This window comes from Pseudidiomarina sp. WS423 (assembly GCF_050750165.1).
GTDB classification, from domain to species: Bacteria; Pseudomonadota; Gammaproteobacteria; order Enterobacterales; family Alteromonadaceae; genus Pseudidiomarina; species Pseudidiomarina fusca.
Genome location: NZ_JBOJLN010000001.1, coordinates 453,772 through 478,380, shown reverse-complemented (window position 1 = coordinate 478,380; position 24,609 = coordinate 453,772). Strand labels below are relative to the sequence as shown.

The following is a 24,609-nucleotide window of genomic DNA, read 5'->3' as shown; positions in this document are numbered from 1 at the left end:
AAAATCTTTAGCTTTATTAAAATATTTAATATTATCAAGTAATTAAATCTAAAATAAGACTCCCGCCAGCTCCACCAATTCCAATAAAAAGCCGCTCATTCGAGCGGCTTTTTTATTTTCGAGCGGCGGCAGCGCTCTGAGCAATAGATAACTTCCTCCCAGCAGCGTTCCCATTTTTTGCGCCAACTGAATGGGCGTTGGCAAACGGGGCAGACTTTGCTGGGTAAATGTTGCTTCTTAGTCACGAGCCAGCTCTATCAGGTAATCGGCGAGGGCGCCCATACCTGTAGCGGTAACACCAGCGCGCTGTTCAGCGGCTTGGTTATAATTGGTGTTGGTGTTTACGTCGTAGACAAACAACTCACCGGCCGCATTTTCTATGAACTCAATACCAGCCACGTCTATTTGATTCGTATCTAAGAAGCCTTCAAGCTTGGCAATAATGTCGTGGTTGTTGAAGCGCTCGGTAATCGAGAACTTATGGGCTTGCTCGCCGGTTGGGCAAAACTGATCTTCAATAGAGCAGTTATCCGCCGGGCAGAGTTCAAAGCCATCTTCGGTATTGACTTGAACTGTGTATAAAAACTTGCGGCCAATAAATTCGGCGCGGGTAATAAAGGGCTGTTGGGGCTGAATGTATGCTTGCAACAGCCAAATACCGTCAAGGGGTTCATCAAGATCGGTACGGGCCAAATAGTTCTTCAGCGTTTCGACAGACTCAAAGCGCTGTACGCCCAAGCCTTTACCACCGCGGTTCGGTTTTAAAATAAGCGGCCATTGGTTGAATGCTTGTGCTGCGGCAACAAGGTGCTGTTTGCCAACCACAGCATGTGTGCGTGGCACCTTGAGACCGGCGCGTTGCAAGGCGGCATATTGTGATAATTTGCACACTTCAAACGCTAATACTTGGCTATTGTTTACAACAGTGCGGCCAAAGCTTTCCAGTCGTGTCAGTACCGCACGCGTTAACTCAGGGGCAAAGCGGTGGCCACGGGTGTGTGAGGATGCGCTCATGCGGTTGTAATAAACCGCATCAGCAGGGGCTTCATCAAAAGCGACCGTGCCGGTATCTAAAAACCATTCCATGGCCGTGACTTCGCGCTTCGCAAACTCAGCTCGCAGCGGTACTAACCACTCGTCGTTCTCGTGCAGTATAACTATGTTGCGCATGTAGCTCCCGGTTACTCAATCTGGTGACATTTTGATGTGCTTATTACAGCTTATACCCGGGAAAACGATCAATTCGAAAAAGCTATAAGCCAGACCAAAGAGTTCTAGGTAAGCCAAGTTGCGCAATATAGCTGCAGCAACTGACCTGTTAGTAGCCTCTAGGCACAACAAGTCGCAGCATTATTCGGTCATAGCTTTCGTAGCGTTCCAATTCACGGCGCGCCATTGGCCGTGTTGCTTTTGCAAGACGCCGGTATTGTAGAATCGCTGGGTGGGTTCGGTGCTATCTACGGGAGTAAGAACCAAGGTGAAATTCACCAAGATGGCGTCGCCAAAGCGTTTAAATTCAAAGTTTTCACCGGTGTACCAAGCGGTGACCTCGCTTTCTGCAAGCGGCGGTGCTTCGCTGAAGCCTTGCGCGAGTTCAGGCCAGCCAAAACGTGTGCCGCTTGAGCTGGTGTAGGTTAATTGTTCTGACCAAAAGGCACGGTGCGCAGCGCTATCATTCACACTGGCGCCATACAAAAAGGTTTCAATGGCTTCTTGCACTTCCTGTTGCACTTGCTCAGTTGCATTCGCTTGCGCTGTTGTTTGAGCAAACAGGGGCTGACTATACAAACAACCAAATACTAGGCTAATTATGAGCAGTTTTTTCATGTTCTTGGTCCGATGACAGTGAATAAGGGTGGTTTTACTCTAATAGTTTTACGGAAGTAACACTATCTTTTGCTCTCGATTTCCTTTCTGCGCTTTCTTTTGATGCACAAGAAGCGCTATGATCAGGCTACTCTTATCTGCCTAATTAAAAGAAGTAAAATTATGAGCCTACCCAATTGCCCAAAATGTAATTCAAGTTATGTTTACGAAGACCAAGCATTGTTGATTTGCCCCGAGTGTGCCTATGAGTGGAACCCGAATGAAGTGGCTGAAGAGACTACCGTTCAAGTGAAAGACGCCAATGGCACGCCGTTGGCTGAAGGCGACAAAGTGACATTAATTAAAGACTTAAAAGTTAAAGGTTCGTCGTTGGTGTTGAAAGTGGGTACCAAGGCAACAATTAAGCGCTTTGCCGATGGCGACCATGACATCGATTGCAAGGTAGATGGCGCCGGCGACATGATGTTGAAATCGCAGTTTGTAAAACGCCAAAGCAGCTAGTAATCAATGAAGAGAAAACCATGAAAGTAGGCGTGTTTGACAGTGGGGTTGGCGGTTTAACCGTGGCTAAGTCGTTGCAACAAAGTGGCTTGTTTAGCGAAATCACTTATTTTGGTGATACCGCTCGTGTTCCCTATGGCAACAAAGATAAGGCGACTGTCACGCGCTACGCACTTGAGGCTGTTGAGTTTTTTAACGGGGCCGATGTGGATTGCGTGGTGGTGGCCTGTAATACTGTCAGTGTAACAGCGCTAGAAGCTATGCAGCAGTTTTCTAATAAGCCTGTGTATGGGGTGCTAGAACCTGGTGTGATGGCATTGCAGCAATTAGCGACGGTGACCAAGCAGACCCGGGTATTAATTATTGCGACTCGTTCAACCATAGCCTCGGGTGCCTATCAACATCGTATTCAGGCGCTTGGGGTGGAGCAGATGGATGCTATTGCGACCCCGTTGTTTGTGCCGATGGTAGAAGAAGCTTTATTTGATGGACCAATTTTACAGGAGACCATGCGTCATTACTTCAGCTCTTTGACGAAGCCTGATGTGGTGTTATTGGGTTGCACGCATTTTCCGTTAATTGCTGAGCAAATTGCTCAGTACTTTGGTGGCGTGACCACCATTCACTCGGGTGAAGCTATGGTGGCTTGGTTACAACAACACCTTGAATTGCCCAAACAGTACGCACAAACACCCATCCGCATTTTAGCGTCAGAAAACGTTGAAGCAGTGAAGCGTACGGCCAAACATTGGGGCTTAATACTCTAGCTGGAAGCTGACCATTGAAAAGGGCTGTTAACCAAAGCGATAAAGTCATGCTCGGCGAGGGGGCGAGCAATCACGTAGCCCTGGGCTTTTTCACAGCCTAGCTGTTTTAACAAAGTAATGGCAGCGAAATCCTCAACTCCTTCTGCGGTCACCTTTAGCCCTAACGCATGCGCTAAGTCGATACTAGATTTAACAATTTTTAAGTTGCGGTCGTTGTTATTGATATCGAACACATAGCTACGATCGAGTTTGAGTTCGGCCACCGGAAATTTACTTAAATAGGAAATGGAAGAGTTGCCGGTACCAAAATCATCCACCGCACATTTGATTCCCAACTCGCTTAGTTGTGTGAGTACCTCTAGGGCCCGTTCAGAGTCGTCAATCAAGCCGGTTTCAGTGATTTCAAATTGCAAGCAATGGGCATCAATACCTTGCACTGCCTGTTTTACAAAACTAACAAAGCCCGCTTCAGTTAAATCGCGAGTGGATACATTGACACTCACATGCAGGCCACGCTGACAAAGTTGATGACGTTGCATACTGGCCACCGTTTGTCGAATCACCCAGCGGGTCACTTGTTTAATTAATCCAGATTCTTCAAACAGCGGAATAAACTTGGTGGGCGCAATGAGGCCAAGGGTTGGATGATTCCAACGTAGTAAAACTTCAACCCCAGTGATTTGCTCACTACTTAAATCAAGTTTGGGTTGATAAACCAGATAAAAATCGCGCATGCCATGCTCATGAAATTCTTTGAGTAGGCGCAAATCATCGGCATTGGGCTCAATCTCTGGCTGATATTCTAGCCAAGTATGGCCGGCTTTTCGGGCGATCGAAACCGCAGTTAGCGCTTGTCGTAACAGTTCATCGGCAGTTGGCGGTTTGACTAACATTTGTGCGGCGAGGCTTTGGGTGAAGTTGCTTGGATAGCGCGTAATACCAAATGCTAAAACCGGCTCAAAATCTAATGATTTGAATTGTAGCGGTTGCATGGCTAATTCAACGAGCCGTTCGTTGGTCAGCTCAGCCTCTGCTACAGCCGCAAATAAGCCAACGCCAAAATGAGCCGCAAAAATAAATCCTTGTTTACGTAACCGTTCAGAAAACTCAATCAGGAGATCATTGGCTACGGGGTAACTAAACACGGTGGTTATAGATTCTAGATTTGCAATTTTTATGACTACCACAGCAAAGGCTGCCGGTGATTCTTGGTGCAACCGCTGCTGCACTTTTTTTCTAAAAGCTAGGCGGTTATATAAGCCGGTTACGATATCGTGTTCTGCATGATATTGTAATTTTAGATTGAGTTTGCGCCTGGCGTTAAGCTCTTTCTGGATGCGTAAGGTTTTAAAGCGAACTTGGCTTTTCAGTGAATAGCTCCATGCCCAACCAGCCCCAGCCAGCAGCAGTAATGCTCCGAGCAACCAAGCGACAGCTTTCAAATTATCTGTAAAAGTGCGGGGTTGCCATTCTAGTTGCGGTTGCCAGCGCTGGTAAATCTCGCGGTAGCGCCCGTCAATTTGTAATACCCCTAGTTGCTGATTGATAAAAGTCAGCATCTGTTGGTTGCCTTTTTTCACCCCAAAACTATAAGCGAGAGGCCAGAAGGGCGGGCTAGTTTGCTGCAAGGGGAGCTGGTGATTAGCAATCAGATGTTTTGAGGTAGTAGTGACTTCAACACAGGCATCGGCGCGCTGTTTAACCACTAATTGCAAGCAGTGAAGCTCATCTTCAGCGCGCACAAGGGTGAATGAATAATTAGTATCACGCAATTGTTGTTCGGCATAGGCACCTGCGGCAACCGCGACTCGTTTTCCTTCAAGTTGGGCAAAGCTACCGTAGCTGGCTATTTCAGCGCCGGTACTAGCGCCTGAAAAAATGGCGTGAGCGACGTAATAAAAAGGCTCAGAAAAATCAAAGGTACTAGCACGAGCTGCTGATGGAATGAGGGCAACCACGTCGGCATCGCCTTGTTGCACTGCCGCTAGAGCATCTTCCCATTGCATTAAGTGTTGCTCGGCAAGGATTCCTGTGTTTGCTACTAAGGCTTGCTCTAAATCAACAATAAAGCCTTGCGCCCCTTGTTCGGGGTGTTGCCATTGCAGCGGTGGGTAGTTTTCTGAGCCTACGAAGCGGATGGTATGTAAGGGCTGCTCAGCAGCTGCTTGGACATAACTTGCGTGGATACCCAGCAAGCTTAAGCAGAAGCAGTAAAAGCAACCTTTGTGCATCGCTGTAGCCCATGGCCGCCTGCGGCCGAAAGTTAAGTAAGTGTTTCATTTAGAATGGCAGAATTTTGATATTTTGCAATATCTTGTCAGGATGATTGCGGAATGAATGCGATGAGAGTTAAATTTGCTGGTCATGACAATCGCAAGGTGCTTGGCTAGTACTTGAAAGAAAGGTCTAACAGGGTTAAAACATGATCTATATCTTATGTATTAAACGTACTTTTGTTAATATGTGTACATACCGAGTATGTGTACTTCCGAGTATGTGCAATGAACAACATAGGCACCCAACAAAATATCCTGTATAAACGTTAAGCCGATAGCATTCGAAGTTGTAAAGCTATTCCTCTGTTTAGCTAGGGACCATGCATGCCACTTGATGACGATAAAGCCGCCCATATCTATGATTTGATAGCTGCCAAAGCAGCCCTGCCAGATATTTTGGAGGCTATCAGTGGCTATGTAGAGCAGCGCTTAGATCAGGCGATTGTGTCGATCATGCAATATGATGAAAGTGACGACAGTTTAAGTTTAATTGCAGGGGCGCAACTCACCACAGATTATTGGCAGGCGTTGCAGCATGTGAAAATTGGGCCTGAAGTTGGCACCTGTGGTAGTGCTGCATACTTACGTAGGCCGATAGTGACTGCAAATATCGCCGAAGATAAGCGTTGGATAGCTTTTGCTGGTTATGCGGCTGCTGAAGGGTTGCAGGCCTGCTGGTCGATTCCAGTGCTGAGTAATAGTGGTACTTTATTTGGTACTTTAGCAACCTATTATCGACAGCCGTGTGAACCTCAGCAAGCAGAGCTCGAGCTGATGCAGCGTGCCGCAGCCTTGGTGAGTTTGGCCTTTGAGCACCATTATCAAACACTGCAACACGAGTTAACCGATAAACGTTTCCGGTCGTTATTCACGCAGCATCCGGGAGCGGTATTTGAAATAGATACGGACGGTTTTATTCTGGCTGCAAATCATCCGGTCGGGGGCATTAATCAGCAATCGTCACAACAAGCTATTGGTAAGAATTTTTTAGATTTAATTGATGTGAGCCAGCATGAAGCCGCAAAGCAGTCGTTTGCGCAAACCTTGCAAGGCAAAGCCAATAGTTATGAGCTGATGAATCCAAGCGAAGGTCAGCCGCAGTGGTTTGATATCACCAATTTGCCCATCACTATTGCGGGTGCAGTGACTGGGGTGTTTTCGATTGTGCAAGATATCAGCCAACGTAAACACCAAGAGCAGCAGTTAAATGTGTTGCAACGAGGTATTGCAAGCAGCCCCAATGGAGTGGTGTTAGCAGACGCACAAGCGCCTGGTATGCCACTGATTTATGTTAATCCAGCGTTTTGTAAATTAACGGGTTACACCGAAGCTGAGGTGTTAGGGCGTAATTGCCGTTTTTTACAAGGTAAGGATACCGACCCAGACAGCGTTAGCGCTATTCGCGATGCGATCCAACAGCATCGGGAGATTCAGGTGACGTTGCGTAATTATCGTAAAGACGGCACTGCATTTTGGAACCAACTCTTGATTGGTCCGGTGTTTGATGCAAATCATCAATGCACTCATTACATTGGTATTCAGCAAGATATTACCCTCATTCGCGAGCAAGAAGACCTGATAGCCAGTCAGCGCACCCATGATTTCCTCACCGGCAGCGCCAATCGACAAACCTTTGAGGGCCGTTTAATTCAGGCCTGTAAGCTTAGTCAGAACGGGCGGTTACCGTTAGTTGTGATGTCTGTAGATCTCGATGGATTCAGGCCGATTAATGATGCGTTAGGGCATGTTGTGGGGGATCAATTGTTGTGCGCCGTGGCTGATAGAATACGGGGGTTATTAACCAAGGAAGACGTGTTGGCACGCCTAGCCAGTGACGAGTTTGCCATCTTACTCACCGATGACGGTGCGCTAGAACGTGGTATTGAGCTGGCCGAAAAGTTACTTGAATTGTTATCTCAGCCGTTTGAGTTAGGCCCTCACAATGTGCACGTGAGCGCCAGTATTGGTATCGCTGATAATCAAGGGCTAACTGGTAGAGCGATAGAAATGATGCACCATGCTGATATGGCGATGTACGAGGCTAAGCGCCAAGGGCGTAACACCTGGCACTGGTATGATGGTAGCGATGCGCAACATGGTGCTGATTATGCACAATTGCGCCATGATCTGATGGAAGCTATTACTCAACACCAGTTTGTTCTGCATTACCAACCGATTTTGGTCGCGCAAAGTCAGACTGTAAGCTCTTACGAAGCCTTAATCAGGTGGCAGCATCCACGCCGTGGTTTGCTTTATCCGGGTGATTTTATTCCGCTCGCTGAACAAACCGGACAAATTGTTGCGATCGGACAGTGGGTGTTAGAGCAGGCAGCTAAAGATATTGCTGCTTTTAATCAACAATCAGCAGGGCAGCAGGCGGTAACAGTGGCGGTGAATATTTCGCCGTTGCAGTTCCGTCGTCAGGGCTTTTATGAAGAACTCAAACGGGTACTTCGAGTATCTGGGCTGGCTCCAGAGTTGCTCGAATTAGAAGTGACAGAAAGTGTGTTAATGATGGGGCTGACCGAACACGTGGTATTTTGAATGAGATCTGTGAGCTTGGAGTACAGGTATCTATTGATGATTTTGGTACCGGTTATTCAAGTTTCAGTTATTTACGTGATTTACCGGTGCACACGTTGAAGATTGATCGCAGCTTTATTCGTGATATTCCAGCTAATCAGCGCGATAGCGCTTTGGTGCAAGGGATGATTCAGATGGCTCATCAACTCAGCTTAAACGTGGTGGTAGAGGGCATTGAAACGCTTGAACAATATGAATTTATGCGCCAACATGGCGCCGATTATTTACAAGGGTTTTATTTTGCGCGGCCGGCCCCGTTAACTTGGTAGCCTTGAGTTGGTCGTGATGGCTAGGGATTAACGTGCAGCTCAATGACTTTTATCAGGTGCTACAAGAGTACCGTGAATTTTGGCAATTTAAACCTTTCGCCTATCAACAATGGCCCTGGCAACACACTGATTTGACCGCTAGTTTAGCCCAGCTGCAGTTGCCAGAGATCGAGCTGATTGACAGTGACAAAGAGCGGCAACGGCAGTTTTTCAGTCCTTATTTTCCAGCAGTCTTCAGTTTACCTGAGCTCAGTCAAATACCTGCTCCGGTGGAAACGCCACCGTTACCATTTTGGTTAACCAACGGCATTGGTGGGCGCAAATTAGCGCAAATTGAAGCCTTTATCAGCCATTTGCCGCAATCTCAGTTACCTTTGCTAGAGTGGTGTGCAGGCAAGGGCCATTTGGGACGACTGGCTAGTTTTGTACAACAACGCCAAGTTGTCAGTGCCGAGTGGCAACAGAACCTGTGTGAGCAGGGGCAGAAGTTAGCGCAGCAATGGCAGTTACCCCAGCAATTTGTCCCAATTGATGTGCTGTCGGCAGCAGCGGCACAACTCTTGCAGCCGAACCAACATGCGGTAGCACTGCATGCATGCGGGCAACTCCATCTCAGCCTATTGCAACAGGCTGTTGCTCGCGAGACCGAGTTCATTAGCCTAGCACCTTGTTGTTACCATCTTATTCATGATTCACACTATCAGCCGCTATCGACGCAAGCCCAGCAGCAAAACCTGCACCTAGCTAAGTTTGATCTGCAACTCGCAGTGCAAGGGCAGGTTACCGCTGGGCAACGTATTACGCAGCTACGGCATAGCGAAATGCAGTGGCGGATGGCTTACCATGCGCTCTACCAGGATCTGCAGCAGCAAGTTAACTATCGTCCGCTGGCCTCGGTGTGTAAGCATTGGTTTAGCGGCGAGTTTGCTGATTTTGCGCAGTGGGCGGCGGCTCAGCATCAGTGGCAGCTACCAGCTAAGGTCGATTGGCCATTCTATTTAGATCGTGGCCGACAGTTAGCTTTACATGTAGCCCGGTTAGATTTAGTGCGGCACGTATTTCGACGTCCGTTAGAGTTATGGCTGTTGCTAGATAGACTGGAATTCTTGCGTGAGCATGGCTATCAGGCTGAATTAAGCGCCTTTTGTGACTATCAGACAACGCCGCGTAACGGTTTAATCACGGCGCAAAAAATAGCTGCGAGTTAACTCGGAAAAATACTTGATGTAGATCAATATTTACTCTGCCAATTACTTCTATCATGACCTTAATAAAACCCCACAAGGAGTATGGTCATGAACCTTCTAAAAGAATTTTTTACTGATCCCGTTATCTTTTTCAGCTTTACTGGCTTAGCGATAGTGATTGGTATGTGTATATTTTATGCCATCTTCTTTATTACCAAAGCTGCAGCAGCCGAGGCTGAGCAAAACAAAAATCTTAAGCCAAAAGTTTAAGGGCTCAAAGATTGTCATGCTTGGTGAGCCAGTGGTAGCCGTGCGCTAACGGATACCGCTGGCTTTTTTTATCTAAATAACGTTGTTACTTGCATCGCAGCGACTCGTACTGTATAAATAAACAGTATTCTATATAACGAGGAATTTCTTCAATGGCTGTAGTCACTCAATTTGTGGTTGTACGCGATGGGGCTGAGAAAATGACGTTTACTTCAAAAGCTGAAGCCGATGCTTATGACAAAATGCTAGATATGGTGGATCGCCTGATGCCGTTATTGGCAGCAAGCGGTGTTGTTACCGAAGAACAGCAACAAGAAGATTTAGCACTTTATATTGCGCAGCAGCGCGAACACATGCTGGTGGCCTTAGGTGCTAAGAAACCGACCAAGCCTAAAGCTGTGAAAAAGTCCGAAGCAGCGTGATCTCCTGCTAGTCAAGTTACGTAGTGAAGTCTATAGTGCTCTTATCATGCAATGTTAAAAGGCCGTTCTATGTTAACTCGAGTTTCTTTCATTGCTGCAGCTGTTGCTGCGGCTTTTGCTACCCTATCAGTGGGCGCCATAGCAGCCGATCAACCAGCTCAAGTTAATCCTTATGCAGCACCGCAAAGCGCCTCTGCCACAGACTTTATTGAAGTTTTCGCAAAACTAAATGGCAAAACACCAGGCTATCGCAAAGGACATGCGCGCGGAGTCTGTGCTGCTGGTGAGTTTGTACCAAGTGCAGCGGCCCGCCAACGTTTTGCTACCCCTCTATTTGCAGTGGATAAAGCACCACTCATCATGCGTTTTTCGATGGGCGGCGGTAATCCCAATGCTGATGAGCGTCGTGGTGCGCGTGGATTAGGTATTCAATTTCAATTAGATGATAATCAATTTCATCATATTGCGGGATTAACGGTGCCACTCTTTGCGGGTAAGAACCCTCAGCAATTTTTAGGGCTATTGCAATGGAGTGCCAAGATTCAAGCGGGTGAAGCAACCCCAGCTGATCTTCAAAAATACTTTGCAGCCAATCCAGAAATGCAAGCACAACGCGAGTGGTCGCAAGGTCGCCAGGCTTCTGCTGAGTATACCTCATCCAATTATTATGGCATTCATGCCTTTTTCGCCGATCAACCCAATGCCGCTGCACAAGCGTTCCGCTGGCAACTAGAGCCGGTTGCGGGTGAGCAGCAATTAACGGCAGCAGAAGTTGAATCGCTCCCACCAAGCTTTCTTGATGAACGCTTAACCGAACGGCTGAAAAAAGATGGCAAGGTAGTATTTAATTGGGTTTGGACCTTAGCCGAACCGGGTGATGCGACCAATAACCCAGCGCAGCTTTGGCCGGCCGATAGAGAGCAGGTCACGATAGGTACCATCACTGTAACTAGTAGTGGTTCTGATCAATGTGAACCGGTTAATTTTGATCCTATGCGGGTTGCTCTTGGCATCAGTCCTAGCGACGATCCTGTGCTACCGATCCGTTCAGTTGCTTACGCTATCTCGCAAGGGATGCGTTTAAATAATCAGTAACTTGGATTAGTCTTGGTTGCTTGAAGGTTGTTGCAAATCTTCAAGCAACTGCTTAAATACAGGATCATAGCGCAGTAATTCACTCCCGACATGAATCAGTGTATCAGCTTGTTCTTTGTTGAGTGATAAACTGGTTGGGATTTGATTAATAAAGCCCCGCCGTTGCTCCTGTTGCACGCCATCAAAACTAATTTCGATAAAGTAAGGTTTAACCTGTTGGCCAGAGCTGGATAACTCATGACCCCAGCGATCTATCGTGCGGCGCATTAAACTGATAGTAGCAGCGTTGTAGCGGTGCAATTGGGTGTCGGTTACAGCACCTATGGTAGGCTCAATATCGGGAATCTTGTTGGATTGTTCAATGTCATATTGCGGCTTAGTGGATGCATTCACTGAGATCACGACCAGATGCTTGGAAGGCTGGGCACCAAGGCGAGTTAAGAACTTCTCGATACCACCACCAATTTCAACCATTTCATAGAATGCCATGAGCCCTAAATTATCAGTGATACCACCATCAACAAGATGAATATACTGACGTTCATCTTTGGCGGCATAACTGCGCATAGCTGTGATGGTGTCGTGCAGGTGGGGCGATAGTTTGGCCTCTGCAATATCTTCTTCATTAAGTTCGCGCAGGTAGTTCTGGATAGGGTTGAGGCAACCTTTGTGATTTTTCAAAACAACAGGGTTTAGCATCACAGGTACTGCAGATGAAGCAGTAACTGCTCGAGCAATAGGATAGTCAGCGATGTTAGAGCACAGCAGATCAAAATATTCTTGAATAAAAGAAAAGCGAATACCAGCGCCTAAATCACTCGCATTGATAACGATAAAAGGTGCATCTTGACGCTGTTGCAAATCAGCAAAGGTGGCACCGCGGAACAACCGTTGTTCATAGATGCCCGTGGCAATATCAGTGCGTCCTCTATTGGAAAACCATAACAGTGGGCTAAGCACGCCATACACCCACTCGGTGACATAATCGCGGCGCAGAAAATCGTCTTCAAAATCGCTAAAGATTCGTTCGCCATGCAAGCCATAATAGGCTGCGGTAAAGCTGCCGCCGGAGACGGAACTGATCATGTCGACTTCACTCAACAACGAATGCTGTTGACCTTCGAGTTCTAATGGGGTGTCGCGGAGCGCTTGTAACACCCCATAGGACAAAGCCGCGGCACGGCTACCACCGCCAGAGAAAGACATAATGACTGTGACATCATCACGGCCTTTGTGACCACTGTTGTAGTCCAACATCGAATAGTTCTGTTGTCCATCACTGCTGGTTTGTGAGCTATTGTCGATGATGCCGTACGTCGCACAGCCGGAAGTCACCAAGCTTATCCCTAAAGCTAAGGTGATTTTAAAGCGAGAAACAAACCTCAATCTGTGCACGTGATGTCCTTTGGCTAGATCCAATAATAAACAACTGTAAACTTAAGTTATAGCTAAATGTGAACAATATCTGTTCTATCTGGAAGCTACTGGTTATAATGCCACCTAAGACAAAGCCTGGTAAAGCACCCAAAGCCAAACTAACGGCATAAATAAGAACAAAGAGGCAGCTGTGTTAAGTACCCGTTTTCAGCGAGGAACCTTTATGGTAGCAGTGAGTTGTTCACTGTTATTAGCTTTCTTTGCGATTGAGCACTTTCATAGCTTGCATTATCAACAACTCCGCCAACAGCAATTAAGTCAGGCGCAAACTCAATTAGTGAAGTTCCGAGCTAATTTAGAGGCTGAACTTAATGCCGCCTTGTATGCGAGTTGGGGCTTAGTTAATTACCTTACCTTAAATCCGCACACTAGTCCGCAGCAATGGCAGCTGTTAGCCCAAGGTATAATAGAAAACCATCAGAATATCCGTAACCTAGCCATCGCTCCAGATAATATGGTCAACTTTGTCTATCCTCTAGCAGGCAACGAAGCTGTGCTTGGCGTTGATTACAGTAAAATTCCTGAGCAATTGGCGATGATTGACGCAGCTCGACAACAACGGCAAATGTTAATTGCGGGTCCCGTTGACTTGGTGCAAGGAGGACGTGGCGTTATTGCTCGAATTCCTGTTTTTTATCGCGCTGAGGATGGTACTGGCGAGCAATATTGGGGTAGTGTAGCCGTGGTTCTTGATTTAGATCAGTTGTTGCAGCGGCAGCAGCTGACGGAGTTAACCGCGCAGTATAAAATAGCTATGCGGGGTACCGATGGTAAAGGCGCTAGTGGCGATATTTTTATGGGTAGTGAAGCCATCTATGCGCAGGCAGACTTTTATGATGCGGTGCAATTTTTAAATGGCTCTTGGTCGATTGCTATCCAGCTTGACTCGCAGCAATTGGGTTCGGTGTGGCAACAGCAGCGGGTTCGCCTAATCGGCTATCCGTATGTAACAGCTTTGTTTTTAATGCTGATGGCATTATTTAGATGGTACCGGCGCACCTACCAAGAGGCTATGTTACCACTCACCGGGGTGGCTAATCGTCGCGCTTTAGATGAGCGTATGCAGGTACTCATGCAAGTGTATGAGCGGCACCAAATTAAGTTTGCCGTGATTGTGGTTGATCTTAATGGCTTTAAGTACGTAAACGATAGCTTCGGCCATCATGCTGGTGATTTGGTGTTACAGCACACCGCACAACGCTTGTTAGTCAATACCCGTGCCACAGATACGGTAGCGCGATTAGGTGGTGATGAGTTTGTACTGGTGTTGATGGGGATTGATAACGAACGTGTTGTTAGTCGGCAAGTCGATAAATTACGTGCAGCATTGAATCAACCCGTGGTGGTTAAAGAACAACAGATTGCGGTTTCTGCTAGTTTGGGATGTGCGTTGTTTCCTATGCACGGACAAACAGTAGAGGCCTTGCTGCAACATGCTGATATTCAGATGTATAAAAATAGGCGGAAAGAATGACCTTAAGAACCCCATTGCGTACCGATAAAACCTTAGCCGAGCTTATTGAAGTTATCCCTGATGCGGCATTGATAGTCAATACCAATGGGCACATAGTGCTGGTTAACAGAATGCTGGTGAACATGTTTGGTTACCAGCGTCGTAAGGATATGGTAGGGCAGTCAATGAATATTCTGCTGCCTGACCAAGTGCGCCAACATCATGATCAACACATGCGCTATTTTTTCGAACAGGGAAAAAATAGACCCATGGGGAAAGGCTTTAAATTTGCCGGCATCAAGGCAAATGGCGACACCATTTATGTTGATATTATGCTCAGCCATGTCGAGTTTGATGGTAAAGATTTTGCGATAGCTTTTATTCGCGATACCACCAGCAATAAAATCGTTGAAGATAGAATTAGACGAGAGCTTGAGCGCGAACGAAAGCTGGCTATGACTGACCATCTCACAGGGTTGGAAAATCGGCGCGCTTTTGTTGAAGAGCTCGAAGGCAACATTCAAAGCTTAGCAGAGCATGGCTGGCAATTTGCAGTCTGTTTTATTGACCTTGATGACTTTAAGTTGGTGAACGATAACTTAGGCCATCAGATTGGCGATGACGTTTTGCAAAAAGTTGCACATATTCTGAAAGCCAATTGTCGTGGCTCCGATTTAGTAGCACGCATTGGCGGTGATGAATTTGCCACGATTCATGCCGGTGCTAATTTGCAAGATGCTATGCACGTGTTAGAGCGGGTTCGCAGTAGCATAGTGCAGGAGTTATCAGCCGATAAAATACCTGTAACCTTGTCTATGGGGCTTTGCCATTGCTATGAGCAACAGCGCCATTACAGTGTGTCTGGTATTCTTAGCGCGGCTGATCAAGCTATGTACGAAGCCAAACAACAAGGCAAGAATCAAATCAAGATTGCATGCGTTGACGCTGATTTAGATTCTCAATAAAAGTGACTAAGTTTTTTACTGGCATAGGTCGCGCATACAAATAGCCTTGAAACTCTTCGCAGCCCTCACGTTTTAAGTAAGTAGCCTGTGCATGAGTTTCAACCCCCTCTGCTACAACACGCAGATGCAGCGCTTTGGCCATAGCTAGAATGGTGCGTACCAGCTTGGCATCTTGGCTATTGTTGGTAATATCTTGCACAAAGCTTTGATCAATTTTTACTTCTTTAATCGGCAGTAAACGCAACGTATTCAGTGATGAGTAACCGGTACCAAAGTCATCTAGGGATACTTGTACACCTTTGTCATGCAACACTTCAATCACCCGTTTAACCCCTTCTAAATTTATCAGAGCTGCGCTTTCGGTCAGTTCTAACTCAATCACTGACCAATCTCCGGGTAATTCAGCGAGGTTTTTGATAAAACGGTCACAGCTACCACTGCCATTAAAATCAGTGGCTGATACGTTAAAAGAAACCCTTGGGATGTGTTTGTAGAGGAGCTGATGCTCAAGTAACTCGCGGATGCCTGTTTGCATGACAAAATCGGTGATCTGACAAATTAAACCATGCTGCTCGGCCAGCGGGATGAATTGATCCGGCGGAACTAAGCCACGTTGTGGATGATGCCAGCGAACTAGCACTTCAACGCCGGTGATAGCTTGGGCATCGGTGCAAAATTGTGGCTGATAAACCAAACTTAATTGCCGCTGGCTAATGGCATGGCGTAGATCGTAGAGCAGGAGACTACGTTGATTAGCTAATTCACCGTAGCTTGGGTCATACACCTTATATCGACCGGGGCCACGACTCTTGGCTTCATCCAGAGCTTTTCCTGCATGGTCGATTAACGCATCGCTATGCTCGCCATCGCGCGGAAACAAGGCTACACCGACACTGCAACTAAGGCGCAAATCTGGCAGTGCGGCCAACTGAATGGTGGCAATCCGTTGTTGCAAATTATGGATGAGCGGCTTAACGGCATGGGGCCATAAGGCTTCAGGCAGGGCAATAGCAAATTCGTCACCATTAAAACGTGCAATAAAGGCCTGTTGATGACAACTGTCACGCAGAATTGCAGCAACTTCTTGTAGGTACTTGTCGCCCGCAGCCAAACCGGCATGAACATTAATTTGTTTAAAACCGTCAATATTCACCAACAGCACTGCTAATACCAGTTCATGCTCACGAGCGTAGCTTAATTCGGTATTAAGTTCTTGGCCAAACATGTGGCGATTCAGTAACTTGGTGAGTTCATCGCGTTGGCTAATATTGCGTTCGCGTTGTAAGGCTTTGTAGGCAAGAAAATAGAGTAGCAACGCAGTGAAGATAACGTAGCCAAACCCTTTAAAGGTTTGTAACTCGGTAATGTAATCGCTGGCACCGGCTAGCGAAAAAACGAATTGGTCAGAAAAGCGAATCCATACCAAACCTAACACCAAGTAGATGGCAGCAATAACCCCAGCGGTTTGGCGTGGTGACATAGACGTCTCCTTGCGATGACGTGAACACAGCTATAGTGTGTTCTTTCAACATAGCAAGGAGTACGTTATTTTGCCAGTTAGATGAGCGAACAATCGCTTGTTTTTTAAGCGGCTATCGGTTTAAGTACTGCCCATGAAAGCGAAGATGATCCGCAATAAAGCTGGCGATAAAATAATAGCTATGATCGTAGCCTGCTTGATAACGCAAACTAGCCACGGCATCCTTAGGTAGGTGCTGTAAGGCTTGCGCTAAGGTTTCTGGAAGCAATTGCTCGGCTAAAAAATTATCGGCGCTGCCTTGATCCACCAAGAGCGGAGGGCAGTGTTTATATTGTTGCAATAGCTGCACAGCATCGTATTCGGCCCAGCTTTGGGCATCCTCACCTAAATACCCGCGCAGGGCTTTTTTACCCCATGGGCATTGGCTAGGATGACTAATAGGAGCAAATGCCGACACACTCTGATAACGTTCAGGGTTGCGCAGAGCAATCACCAAGGCGCCATGGCCGCCCATAGAGTGGCCACTAATACTGCGTTGGCTGGTAAGCGGTAGGTGCTGCTCAAGCAAAGCTGGCAGTTCATCCACAATGTAATCGTACATCTGATAGTGTTGCTGCCAAGGAGCTTGGGTGGCGTTCACATAAAATCCTGCGCCTTTACCGAAGTCGTAAGCACCGTCAGGATCATCGGGCACCTCATCACCACGTGGGCTGGTATCTGGAATAATCAGAGCTATGCCAAGTTCAGCTGCAACGCGTTGGGCACCGGCTTTACTGCTAAAGTTCTCATCGGTACAAGTGAGCCCAGATAGCCAATAGAGTGCAGGTACGGCTTGGTGTTCTGCTTGCGGTGGTAAAAATACACTGAACTGCATCGCGCAGTTGAGCACCTTAGATTGGTGCTCAAAGCGTAATTGACGGCCACCGAAGCTTTTAACTTCGTTGACTTTATTTATCATAGTGAATAACCGTCCGAATCGATTTACCTTCATGCATCAAGTCAAAAGCTTCGTTGATATCTTCTAAGCCCATGGTATGGGTGATGAAAGTACTCAGCTCAAACTCGCCTTTAAGGTATCTTTCTACGTAATCAGGTAATTGACTACGACCTTTTACGCCACCAAAGGCGCTACCACGCCAGACCCGACCGGTAACTAACTGGAACGGGCGGGTGGAAATTTCTTCACCAGCACCAGCCACCCCAATAATCACTGATTCGCCCCAGCCTTTATGGCAGCATTCTAGCGCTGAGCGCATGACTTTGACGTTACCAATACATTCAAACGAGAAATCCACGCCGCCATCAGTCATTTCGACAATCACTTCTTGAATTGGACGGTCGTAGTCGCTTGGATTAATACAATCTGTGGCACCTAGCTTACGCGCAATATCAAACTTAGATTCGTTAATATCAATGACAATAATACGGCTGGCTTTCGCCATCACTGCGCCAATGATCACTGACAAACCAATCCCACCTAGACCAAACACAGCAACGGTATCGCCAGCTTGTACTTTGGCTGTATTCATTACTGCACCCATACCTGTGGTGACGCCGCAACCTAACAAACAAACCTCTTCGAGTGGGGCCTCTTTGTTTACTTTGGCTAACGCGATTTCTGGAACAACGGTGTACTCAGAAAACGTTGAAGTGCCCATATAGTGATAAATGGGTTGACCATCTTTAGAAAAACGAGTGGTGCCATCAGGCATTAAGCCTTTACCTTGGGTAGTACGAATGGCTTGGCAAAGATTGGTTTTACCTGATTTACAGAACTTACACTCACCGCACTCGGGGGTGTAAAGTGGAATCACGTGGTCACCCACAGCAACTGAGGTCACGCCTTCACCCACGGCTTCAACAACACCGCCACCCTCATGGCCTAAAATAGCAGGGAAAACGCCTTCAGGATCGGCTCCCGACAGGGTATAGGCATCCGTATGACAAACCCCAGTGGCAACAATGCGTACTAAAACTTCGCCTTTTTGTGGCGGCATTAAATCTACTTCTTCAATTTTTAATGGCTCGCCTGGTGCCCATGCAACCGCGGCGCGAGTTTTTATCATGTTCATACATCATCCTTTTGGGTAGAAAGTAAGTAACTGGTGTCACTATTGTAACGGCTACGCAGCAAAAAAGAAAGGCTCAAAAAAAAGCCGCTCACAAGGAGCGGCTAAACACACTTACAACGCAGAACTTAATCAGCTAACGCCTTATAAAGGGTTGCCGTCAGCATCAAGTTTAGTTACTTCGCCTAAGTTAAGCGCACGTACATCGGCTTCGATTTTGCTTAAGTCACCCACGATGACCCAAGTTAAACCTTCTGGACGAATCACGTCTTTGGCTACTTGGCGAATGTTGTTCACCTCTAGGCTGTTAACACGCTCACCGTAGTTTTCCAACCACTGCATGTCTTTGCCTTTTTCTAGAGTGCTTACGATAGAGCCTAATAAAGCGCCTTTGGTTTCATAAGCTCCAGGCAATTTCGCCGTTTTGTTAGCTTTAACTTTAGCTAACTCTTCAGCCGTTGCTGGTTTGTCACCTTCGTATTGCTTCAGTTCTTTCACGATTTCTTGAATAGACTCTTTGGTCTTATCGGTCTGTACTGGAGCAATGGCTAGGAACATACCCGCCTCGTTATTGCCAATCCATGAGCTACGCGCACCGTACGACCAACCTTTGTCTTCACGAAGGTTCATGTTCAAACGGCTGGTGAAGCTACCACCGATGATGGTGTTCATCACGTCAATGGCTTCGGCATTATCAACTTTGTCTGATGGTGCTACATGACCAGCAAAGATGGTTGATTGTGGTGTGCCAGGTTGGTCAATCAAGAACACTCGATTCACTGATTGTGGCGCCACGTCGCTAAATTGCTTGGTTGGCTTAGCCGTAGCTGGAGCCTGCCATGCAGCTAAGTACTGCTCTAGCAAAGGTTTGATTTCAGCTTCAGTAGTAGCACCAACAATCACTAAACGAGCATTGTCAGGACGTAACCAAGTGCTGTGGTGAGCGACTAAATCATCTCGCGTGAGCGAGTTGATTGATTGCTCAGTACCAGAACCTGTAAGCGGTTGGCTGTAGGCATGGTTATCACCGAACAACAAGCTTGGCATGATACGTAGAGCTTGGCTGTTTGGTTGCGCTTTCTCACGTTTGATGGTTTCTAACCAGTTGCTGCGCTTACGATCGATTTCATCTTGGGCGAAGGTTGGGTTAAGTAGCATATCTGCGAACATATCTAAGCTTGGTGCTAAGTTCGAAGTTAATGCATCCATGCTGATGCGAGACGTATCTAAGCTAGCGCTTGCATAAAGGCTAGTACCTAGGCTTTCTAATTGACGCGAAAACTCTAACGCATCACGGTTGCTGGTGCCTTCACGCATCATGCTCATGGCGAAGCTAGCAGTACCTACTTTGTTACCAAAGTCGGAGGCATAGCCACTGTCAAAAATCAGGCTCATTTGTACGGTCGGGATGTCGTGACGTTCCGCCAGTGCAACTTCTAAGCCGTTAGACAAAGTGAAGGTGTTGAGTTCTGGCAAATCAAGCTCTGGCAATTCGCCAACTTCTGGTAATTTAGAACGATCAGCAATCTGTGCACCTGGGGTGTAACGAGGTTGTGGTACCACGTTTAACACAAAGGCGCCATCAGTTAGCCAGCGCTGCATTGCGCCTTGGATATCGGCTGCAGAAGCGGCTTGAATGGTTGCTAAGGACTTTTCAAACGACCCAGGGTTGCCGTGATAGACTTCACCAGCTGCCAAGATATCTGATTTACCGCCAAAGCCACCAATACGCTCAGCACCGCGAACAAAGCCAGCTACTTGGCTAAACTTAACCCGCGCTAATTCTTCGGCGGTTGGGCCTTCAGTCATTAATTTATTGAGTTCTTCATCGATGATAGCTTCGATTTTAGCTAATTCAACACCTGGCTTAGCATCGGCAATCAACATGATTTGACCGGCTAACAAGCGCTCGTAGTTAAAACCAGACGCCATGCTCGCGATCTGCTCATCATAGACAAGGCGTTGATACAAACGTGAGTTTTTGCCGCCGGCTAAAATATCTACCATCAGGCTCAGGTATTCTGAGTCATCAGTGCCCATTTCAGCGGTATTCCAAACTTTGTACAGGCGTGCAGCTGGCACGTTGTCTTCCATGGTGGCACGTTTGGTACCTTCACGCTTAGCGACCCAGCTTTCTAGTTTCTGTAGCGGTTTACCGGCTGGAATATGGCCGAAAAATTCTTCCATTTTTTCTTTTGCGGTCGCTACATCGATATCACCAGCTAACACAACCACGGCGTTAGCCGCACCGTAGTAATCATTAAACCACTGGTGTACATCATCTAGAGAGGCGGCATTCAAGTCATCCATCGAGCCAATCACTGACCACGAATAAGGGTGACCTTGTGGGAAAGTTTGTTCAGCTAGGAAACCAAAGGCTTTGCCATACGGCTGTGCTTCGCCTTGGCGTTTTTCGTTTTGTACCACACCGCGTTGCTCATCAAGCTTCTCTTGGGTTACTGCACCTAACAGGTGACCCATGCGATCTGATTCCATCCATAACGCCATATCTAAAGCAGGCGTAGGCACGTTTTGGAAATAGTTGGTACGATCGTTGTTGGTGGTACCGTTCATGTCGGTCGCACCAGCGCGTTCAAATGGACCGAAATACTCGTCGTCGTAGTTTTCGGTACCGTTAAACATTAAATGCTCAAATAAGTGTGCAAAACCAGTTTGGCCTTGTTTTTCGTCTTTTGAGCCAACTGCATACCAAACGTTAACAGCAACAATCGGTGCTTTACGGTCGGTGTGTACAACGACCCGCAAACCATTGTCTAAGGTAAATGATTCGTAGGCGATATCTAAGTCAGGCAGATTTTGTTGCGCAGCTGCAACAGCTTGCTGACGGTTATTCTGAGTTTCAGCAGTTGTTTGACAGCCAGCTAACAATACTGTGGCTACCGCAACTGCAGTGAGGGTTTTGGTAAAACGCATAAGTTAATGTTCCCTGTTTGAGTCTATTGACCAGCCTATCATAGTCAACTTAGCACACAGTTGTAATCCATAAGCGGTGGGAAAAATGTAACAAGATTGGTCAAATTCTCTTAATTCAGTTACAACTTGCTAGGTTACAGCGCTTCCAATTAGCTGCCGAATCAAGGATAATTGCCGGCTGTGGTCGGGCAAAAAGAAAGAAAAACGCGTGGGAAAAACAACTATCATCGCCATCGCTGGCGCTTCTGCTTCAGGAAAAAGCCTCTTTGCATCAACGGTTTATCAAGAGTTGGTGGCAGAGTTAGGCGGTCAAGGTATTGCTATCTTAGCTGAAGATGCCTATTACCGTGACCAAAGCCATTTGAGCTTTGAGCAACGCCAACTAACCAACTATGATCATCCGTCGGCGTTTGAGCATGAGTTGCTAGTTAAGCACTTAGAGCAATTGCGTGATGGTGAAGCGGTTCAAATGCCGCAGTATAGTTACAAAACCCACACCCGGGTGCCCGACACCATTAAAGTTAATCCGGGTAAAGTCATTATGGTAGAAGGTATTTTACTCCTAAATGACCCGAACTTACGGAAGTTGTTCGATATTTCAGTGTTTATGGATACCCCCCTTGATGTATGCCTACTGCGGCGCATGATTCGTGACGTAGAAGAGCGTGGCCGGACTATCCAGTCTGTTGCTGACCAGTACCAAGAAACCGTACGACCAGCCTTTTTCGAGTTTATTTTACCGTCGAAGCAGTTTGCTGATTTAGTCGTGACTCGCGGCGGTCAAAATGAAATCGCAATCGACCTAATTAAATCTAAAATTCGCCAGCTTTTGGCTGAATAAAAAACCACGGTCCTGATATTTATGAATAGTTTTCTCGGCATCGCCATCATTCTTTTTATTGCCTACTTATTCTCGTCTAATCGTAAACAGATCCGCTGGCGCACCGTGGGTGGAGCCTTTGCGATTCAATTAGCCTTAGGTGCTTTTGTGCTTTACGTGCCCTTCGGTCAAGACGTGCTGTATGCGGTGGCATCTGGGGTTGCTAACATCATTGCCTTTACCGATGCCGGTATAGACTTTATGTTTGGCGGTTTAGCCTCAGCTGATTTTGGCTTTGTATTCGCCATTCGAGTGTTGAGCGTGATTGTTTTCTTCTCCTCACTTATATCAGTGCTCTATTACGTGGGCATCATGAAATGGATTATCAAAATTCTCGGCGGTAGCTTGCAGAAGATCATCGGCAGCAGCCGTCCCGAATCTATGTCAGCGGCAGCAAACGTGTTTGTCGGACAAACCGAAGCGCCGATGATGGTGCGCCCATTTATTGCTAGCATGACCAAATCTGAATTATTTGCGGTGATGGTAGGCGGCATGGCCTCCGTATCAGGTTCGGTGCTAGCTGGGTATGCGGGGGTTGGGGTTGAGTTGAAATACTTGATTGCCGCGAGCTTCATGGCAGCGCCAGCGGGCTTGCTGATGGCGAAGATGATCATCCCAGAAACCGAAAAACCCCGTGAAGATCTCGATAGCATCATTGAAGGCGCTGACATTGAATGTGCCGATGATGAGGTTGAACAGCGTTCGGTCAACGTGATTGATGCAGCTGCTGCAGGTGCTTCTAGCGGTGTTCAGCTAGCTATCAACGTGGGCGCTATGTTGATTGCCTTTGTAGCATTAATTGCTTTAATCAATGGCCTGTTTGGTTGGGTTGGTGGCTGGTTCGGCTACCCAGAATTGTCGTTACAATTGATTTTTGGTTATGTGTTTCAACCGGTGGCTTATATTTTAGGAGTAAGCTGGGATGAAGCCCAGTTGGCTGGTAGTTTTATTGGGCAAAAGTTAGTCATTAATGAATTTGTGGCTTATCTTGATTTTGTGAATTACCAAGATCAGTTAAGTGAGCATAGCCAAGTGATCATCACCTTTGTGCTTTGTGGCTTTGCTAACTTTAGCTCGATTGCGATTTTATTAGGTGGCTTGGGCGGTATGGCGCCCAGTCGTCGTCATGATATTGCACGCTTAGGCATGAAAGCACTGTTGGCCGCTACACTAGCGAACATGATGAGCGCGGCTATTGCTGGTTTCTTCTTTACCTTAGGCGCAGCTTAAGCAATTGCTGCGCTAGAGACGATAAGCTAGTACCAAAAAAGACCGCGAATAGCGGTCTTTTTTTATGGTCGTAACCCAGGTTTAGCCTATTTTTGTGGGTGCTTACGCATCACACCTTCTTGCATGGTAGATGCCACGAGCAACCCCTCACGCGTGAAAATTTGACCTCTTACTAACCCCCGAGCACCACAGGCACGAGGGCTATCAATGGCGTACAACAACCATTCATCCATCCGAAAATCTTGGTGAAACCACATGGAGTGGTCAATCGTTGCCATCTGTATGTAGGGCTGAGCAAAGCTATGGCCGTGTGGCTGCAATGCTGTAGGTAAGAAATTGAAATCAGAAGCATAGGCCAATAAGTATTTGTGCACCCGTGGGTCGTTTGGCATGTCGCCGTTAGCTTTCAGCCAAACATAGCGGCGCGGCTCGTCGACATGAGGTTTAAATGGATTATTGGCGGTGACAAAGCGCATTTCTATCGGCTTTTCACAAATAAATTTGTTGCGAATACTAGCTGGAATCAAGTCAGCGTGTTCGCGATAAATATCAATATCAGACACTAACCCCTCAGGACCTGGCACCTGCGGCATCGCATCTTGATGCTCAAAGCCCGGTTCGTCTATTTGAAATGACGCTGTCATATAAAAAATAGGTTTGCCAAACTGGATGGCTTGTACCCGCCGCGTGGAAAAACTCTTACCGTCACGAATGGCTTCGACATCATACACGATAGGTTTATGCGCATCGCCTGGACGTAAAAAGTAGCTGTGTAAGGAATGGATTTTCCGATCTTCAGGTAAGGTTTCTTTTGCTGCGGACAATGCCTGTCCAATCACCTGACCGCCAAACACAGCACCAAATCCTAAATCTTGGCTTTGCCCCCGGTAAATGCCTTGTTCAATAGTTTCTAAACGTAAGAGGTTAAGCAAATCACTTAATACTTGGCTCATGGTTGGTTCTC

Annotated in this window: 22 protein-coding genes; 12 read left to right on the top strand and 10 right to left on the bottom strand. The window is 46.9% G+C overall.

The features are described 5' to 3' along the window. Window positions 1-95: 95 nt before the first annotated feature. From ACQ661_RS02255 to ACQ661_RS02245, 3 genes are all read right to left on the bottom strand, one after another. A complete protein-coding gene (locus tag ACQ661_RS02255) occupies window positions 96-245 on the bottom strand; it encodes a DUF2256 domain-containing protein (RefSeq protein ID WP_431667472.1) in 150 nt (49 codons plus the stop codon). Then, window positions 238-1,170 carry an ATP-grasp domain-containing protein gene (locus tag ACQ661_RS02250; RefSeq protein WP_153826990.1) on the bottom strand — a complete coding sequence of 311 codons (933 nt, stop codon included), beginning with the start codon at window positions 1,168-1,170 and terminating at the stop codon, window positions 238-240. Before ACQ661_RS02250 ends, ACQ661_RS02255 begins: the two co-directional genes overlap by 8 nt. 180 nt (window positions 1,171-1,350) lie before the next feature. After that, window positions 1,351-1,827 (bottom strand): nuclear transport factor 2 family protein, encoded by a 477-nt coding sequence (locus tag ACQ661_RS02245; protein ID WP_431667471.1) that lies wholly within the window; start codon window positions 1,825-1,827, stop codon window positions 1,351-1,353. 162 nt (window positions 1,828-1,989) lie between these two features. On the opposite strand from ACQ661_RS02245, the gene ACQ661_RS02240 reads away from it, so the two are divergent. Both ACQ661_RS02240 and murI read left to right on the top strand, forming a co-directional pair. Further along, window positions 1,990-2,328 carry a zinc ribbon domain-containing protein YjdM gene (locus tag ACQ661_RS02240; RefSeq protein ID WP_110075395.1) on the top strand — a complete coding sequence of 113 codons (339 nt, stop codon included), beginning with the start codon at window positions 1,990-1,992 and terminating at the stop codon, window positions 2,326-2,328. 20 nt (window positions 2,329-2,348) lie between these two features. Continuing rightward, a complete protein-coding gene (gene murI / locus ACQ661_RS02235; RefSeq protein WP_313932141.1) occupies window positions 2,349-3,095 on the top strand; it encodes a glutamate racemase in 747 nt (248 codons plus the stop codon). On the opposite strand, the gene ACQ661_RS02230 is transcribed toward murI, so the two are convergent. Beyond that, complete coding sequence (locus ACQ661_RS02230) at window positions 3,092-5,326, bottom strand: putative bifunctional diguanylate cyclase/phosphodiesterase (protein WP_431667470.1); 2,235 nt, start codon at window positions 5,324-5,326, stop codon at window positions 3,092-3,094. The genes murI and ACQ661_RS02230 overlap by 4 nt on opposite strands. A gap of 369 nt (window positions 5,327-5,695) precedes the next feature. Here ACQ661_RS02230 and ACQ661_RS02225 point away from each other — a divergent pair, with 369 nt between their 5' ends. The 6 genes from ACQ661_RS02225 (at window position 5,696) to ACQ661_RS02200 (ending at window position 11,197) form a co-directional block, all read left to right on the top strand. Beyond that, complete coding sequence (locus tag ACQ661_RS02225; protein WP_431667469.1) at window positions 5,696-7,915, top strand: bifunctional diguanylate cyclase/phosphodiesterase; 2,220 nt, start codon at window positions 5,696-5,698, stop codon at window positions 7,913-7,915. Then, on the top strand, window positions 7,912-8,223 hold the full coding sequence (locus ACQ661_RS02220; RefSeq protein WP_431667467.1) for an EAL domain-containing protein: 312 nt from the start codon (window positions 7,912-7,914) through the stop codon (window positions 8,221-8,223). Before ACQ661_RS02225 ends, ACQ661_RS02220 begins: the two co-directional genes overlap by 4 nt. Before the next feature lie 32 nt (window positions 8,224-8,255). Further along, the gene (locus ACQ661_RS02215; RefSeq protein WP_431667466.1) at window positions 8,256-9,431 is read left to right on the top strand and encodes a methyltransferase; all 1,176 of its coding nucleotides are present in this window, start codon (window positions 8,256-8,258) and stop codon (window positions 9,429-9,431) included. An 87-nt stretch (window positions 9,432-9,518) separates the two neighbouring features. Further along, window positions 9,519-9,680 (top strand): DUF3149 domain-containing protein, encoded by a 162-nt coding sequence (locus ACQ661_RS02210; RefSeq protein WP_110075390.1) that lies wholly within the window; start codon window positions 9,519-9,521, stop codon window positions 9,678-9,680. A gap of 152 nt (window positions 9,681-9,832) precedes the next feature. Then, window positions 9,833-10,102, top strand: a complete 270-nt coding sequence (locus ACQ661_RS02205; protein WP_110075389.1) for a YebG family protein — start codon at window positions 9,833-9,835, stop codon at window positions 10,100-10,102. Between the two features lie 69 nt (window positions 10,103-10,171). Beyond that, window positions 10,172-11,197, top strand: a complete 1,026-nt coding sequence (locus ACQ661_RS02200) for a catalase family peroxidase (protein WP_181394894.1) — start codon at window positions 10,172-10,174, stop codon at window positions 11,195-11,197. Between the two features lie 6 nt (window positions 11,198-11,203). Here the strand turns inward: ACQ661_RS02200 and ACQ661_RS02195 are convergent, their stop codons facing one another. Then, a complete protein-coding gene (locus ACQ661_RS02195) occupies window positions 11,204-12,592 on the bottom strand; it encodes a patatin-like phospholipase family protein (protein ID WP_153826008.1) in 1,389 nt (462 codons plus the stop codon). 205 nt (window positions 12,593-12,797) lie between these two features. Between ACQ661_RS02195 and ACQ661_RS02190 the strand changes: the two genes are divergently transcribed. Continuing rightward, the gene (locus tag ACQ661_RS02190; RefSeq protein WP_431667464.1) at window positions 12,798-14,108 is read left to right on the top strand and encodes a diguanylate cyclase domain-containing protein; all 1,311 of its coding nucleotides are present in this window, start codon (window positions 12,798-12,800) and stop codon (window positions 14,106-14,108) included. Further along, window positions 14,105-15,052 carry a sensor domain-containing diguanylate cyclase gene (locus ACQ661_RS02185; protein WP_431667463.1) on the top strand — a complete coding sequence of 316 codons (948 nt, stop codon included), beginning with the start codon at window positions 14,105-14,107 and terminating at the stop codon, window positions 15,050-15,052. The genes ACQ661_RS02190 and ACQ661_RS02185 overlap by 4 nt, the downstream gene beginning before the upstream one ends. On the opposite strand, the gene ACQ661_RS02180 is transcribed toward ACQ661_RS02185, so the two are convergent. From ACQ661_RS02180 to ACQ661_RS02165, 4 genes are all read right to left on the bottom strand, one after another. Then, window positions 15,012-16,532: a putative bifunctional diguanylate cyclase/phosphodiesterase gene (locus ACQ661_RS02180; protein ID WP_110075384.1), complete on the bottom strand. Its 1,521-nt coding sequence runs from the start codon at window positions 16,530-16,532 to the stop codon at window positions 15,012-15,014. The genes ACQ661_RS02185 and ACQ661_RS02180 overlap by 41 nt on opposite strands. 112 nt (window positions 16,533-16,644) lie before the next feature. After that, window positions 16,645-17,490 (bottom strand): S-formylglutathione hydrolase, encoded by an 846-nt coding sequence (gene fghA, locus ACQ661_RS02175; protein WP_110075383.1) that lies wholly within the window; start codon window positions 17,488-17,490, stop codon window positions 16,645-16,647. Next, entirely contained in the window at window positions 17,480-18,604 is a 1,125-nt protein-coding gene (locus ACQ661_RS02170; protein WP_110075382.1) for an S-(hydroxymethyl)glutathione dehydrogenase/class III alcohol dehydrogenase, read from the bottom strand. The genes fghA and ACQ661_RS02170 overlap by 11 nt, the downstream gene beginning before the upstream one ends. A 141-nt stretch (window positions 18,605-18,745) precedes the next feature. Continuing rightward, window positions 18,746-21,535, bottom strand: a complete 2,790-nt coding sequence (locus ACQ661_RS02165) for a M16 family metallopeptidase (protein ID WP_313932148.1) — start codon at window positions 21,533-21,535, stop codon at window positions 18,746-18,748. A 208-nt stretch (window positions 21,536-21,743) separates the two neighbouring features. Between ACQ661_RS02165 and udk the strand changes: the two genes are divergently transcribed. Both udk and ACQ661_RS02155 read left to right on the top strand, forming a co-directional pair. After that, window positions 21,744-22,376, top strand: coding sequence for a uridine kinase (gene udk, locus ACQ661_RS02160; protein ID WP_162014488.1), 633 nt, complete (start codon window positions 21,744-21,746; stop codon window positions 22,374-22,376). 21 nt (window positions 22,377-22,397) lie between these two features. After that, window positions 22,398-23,645: a NupC/NupG family nucleoside CNT transporter gene (locus ACQ661_RS02155; protein WP_153826015.1), complete on the top strand. Its 1,248-nt coding sequence runs from the start codon at window positions 22,398-22,400 to the stop codon at window positions 23,643-23,645. 86 nt (window positions 23,646-23,731) lie between these two features. Here ACQ661_RS02155 and tesB read toward each other — a convergent pair whose 3' ends face one another. Next, the gene (gene tesB, locus ACQ661_RS02150) at window positions 23,732-24,598 is read right to left on the bottom strand and encodes an acyl-CoA thioesterase II (RefSeq protein WP_369742439.1); all 867 of its coding nucleotides are present in this window, start codon (window positions 24,596-24,598) and stop codon (window positions 23,732-23,734) included. Window positions 24,599-24,609: the final 11 nt, after the last annotated feature.

Coding starts and splice junctions, on each gene's coding strand:
- ACQ661_RS02230 (WP_431667470.1), bottom strand. CDS start 5,326: ATGCACAAAGGTTGCTTTTACTGCTTCTGCTTAAGCTTGCTGGGTATC.
- fghA (WP_110075383.1), bottom strand. CDS start 17,490: ATGATAAATAAAGTCAACGAAGTTAAAAGCTTCGGTGGCCGTCAATTA.
- murI (WP_313932141.1), top strand. CDS start 2,349: ATGAAAGTAGGCGTGTTTGACAGTGGGGTTGGCGGTTTAACCGTGGCT.
- ACQ661_RS02200 (WP_181394894.1), top strand. CDS start 10,172: ATGTTAACTCGAGTTTCTTTCATTGCTGCAGCTGTTGCTGCGGCTTTT.
- ACQ661_RS02240 (WP_110075395.1), top strand. CDS start 1,990: ATGAGCCTACCCAATTGCCCAAAATGTAATTCAAGTTATGTTTACGAA.
- ACQ661_RS02210 (WP_110075390.1), top strand. CDS start 9,519: ATGAACCTTCTAAAAGAATTTTTTACTGATCCCGTTATCTTTTTCAGC.
- ACQ661_RS02250 (WP_153826990.1), bottom strand. CDS start 1,170: ATGCGCAACATAGTTATACTGCACGAGAACGACGAGTGGTTAGTACCG.
- ACQ661_RS02245 (WP_431667471.1), bottom strand. CDS start 1,827: ATGAAAAAACTGCTCATAATTAGCCTAGTATTTGGTTGTTTGTATAGT.
- ACQ661_RS02205 (WP_110075389.1), top strand. CDS start 9,833: ATGGCTGTAGTCACTCAATTTGTGGTTGTACGCGATGGGGCTGAGAAA.
- ACQ661_RS02180 (WP_110075384.1), bottom strand. CDS start 16,532: ATGTCACCACGCCAAACCGCTGGGGTTATTGCTGCCATCTACTTGGTG.
- ACQ661_RS02190 (WP_431667464.1), top strand. CDS start 12,798: ATGGTAGCAGTGAGTTGTTCACTGTTATTAGCTTTCTTTGCGATTGAG.
- ACQ661_RS02225 (WP_431667469.1), top strand. CDS start 5,696: ATGCCACTTGATGACGATAAAGCCGCCCATATCTATGATTTGATAGCT.
- ACQ661_RS02165 (WP_313932148.1), bottom strand. CDS start 21,535: ATGCGTTTTACCAAAACCCTCACTGCAGTTGCGGTAGCCACAGTATTG.
- ACQ661_RS02170 (WP_110075382.1), bottom strand. CDS start 18,604: ATGAACATGATAAAAACTCGCGCCGCGGTTGCATGGGCACCAGGCGAG.
- ACQ661_RS02185 (WP_431667463.1), top strand. CDS start 14,105: ATGACCTTAAGAACCCCATTGCGTACCGATAAAACCTTAGCCGAGCTT.
- ACQ661_RS02155 (WP_153826015.1), top strand. CDS start 22,398: ATGAATAGTTTTCTCGGCATCGCCATCATTCTTTTTATTGCCTACTTA.
- tesB (WP_369742439.1), bottom strand. CDS start 24,598: ATGAGCCAAGTATTAAGTGATTTGCTTAACCTCTTACGTTTAGAAACT.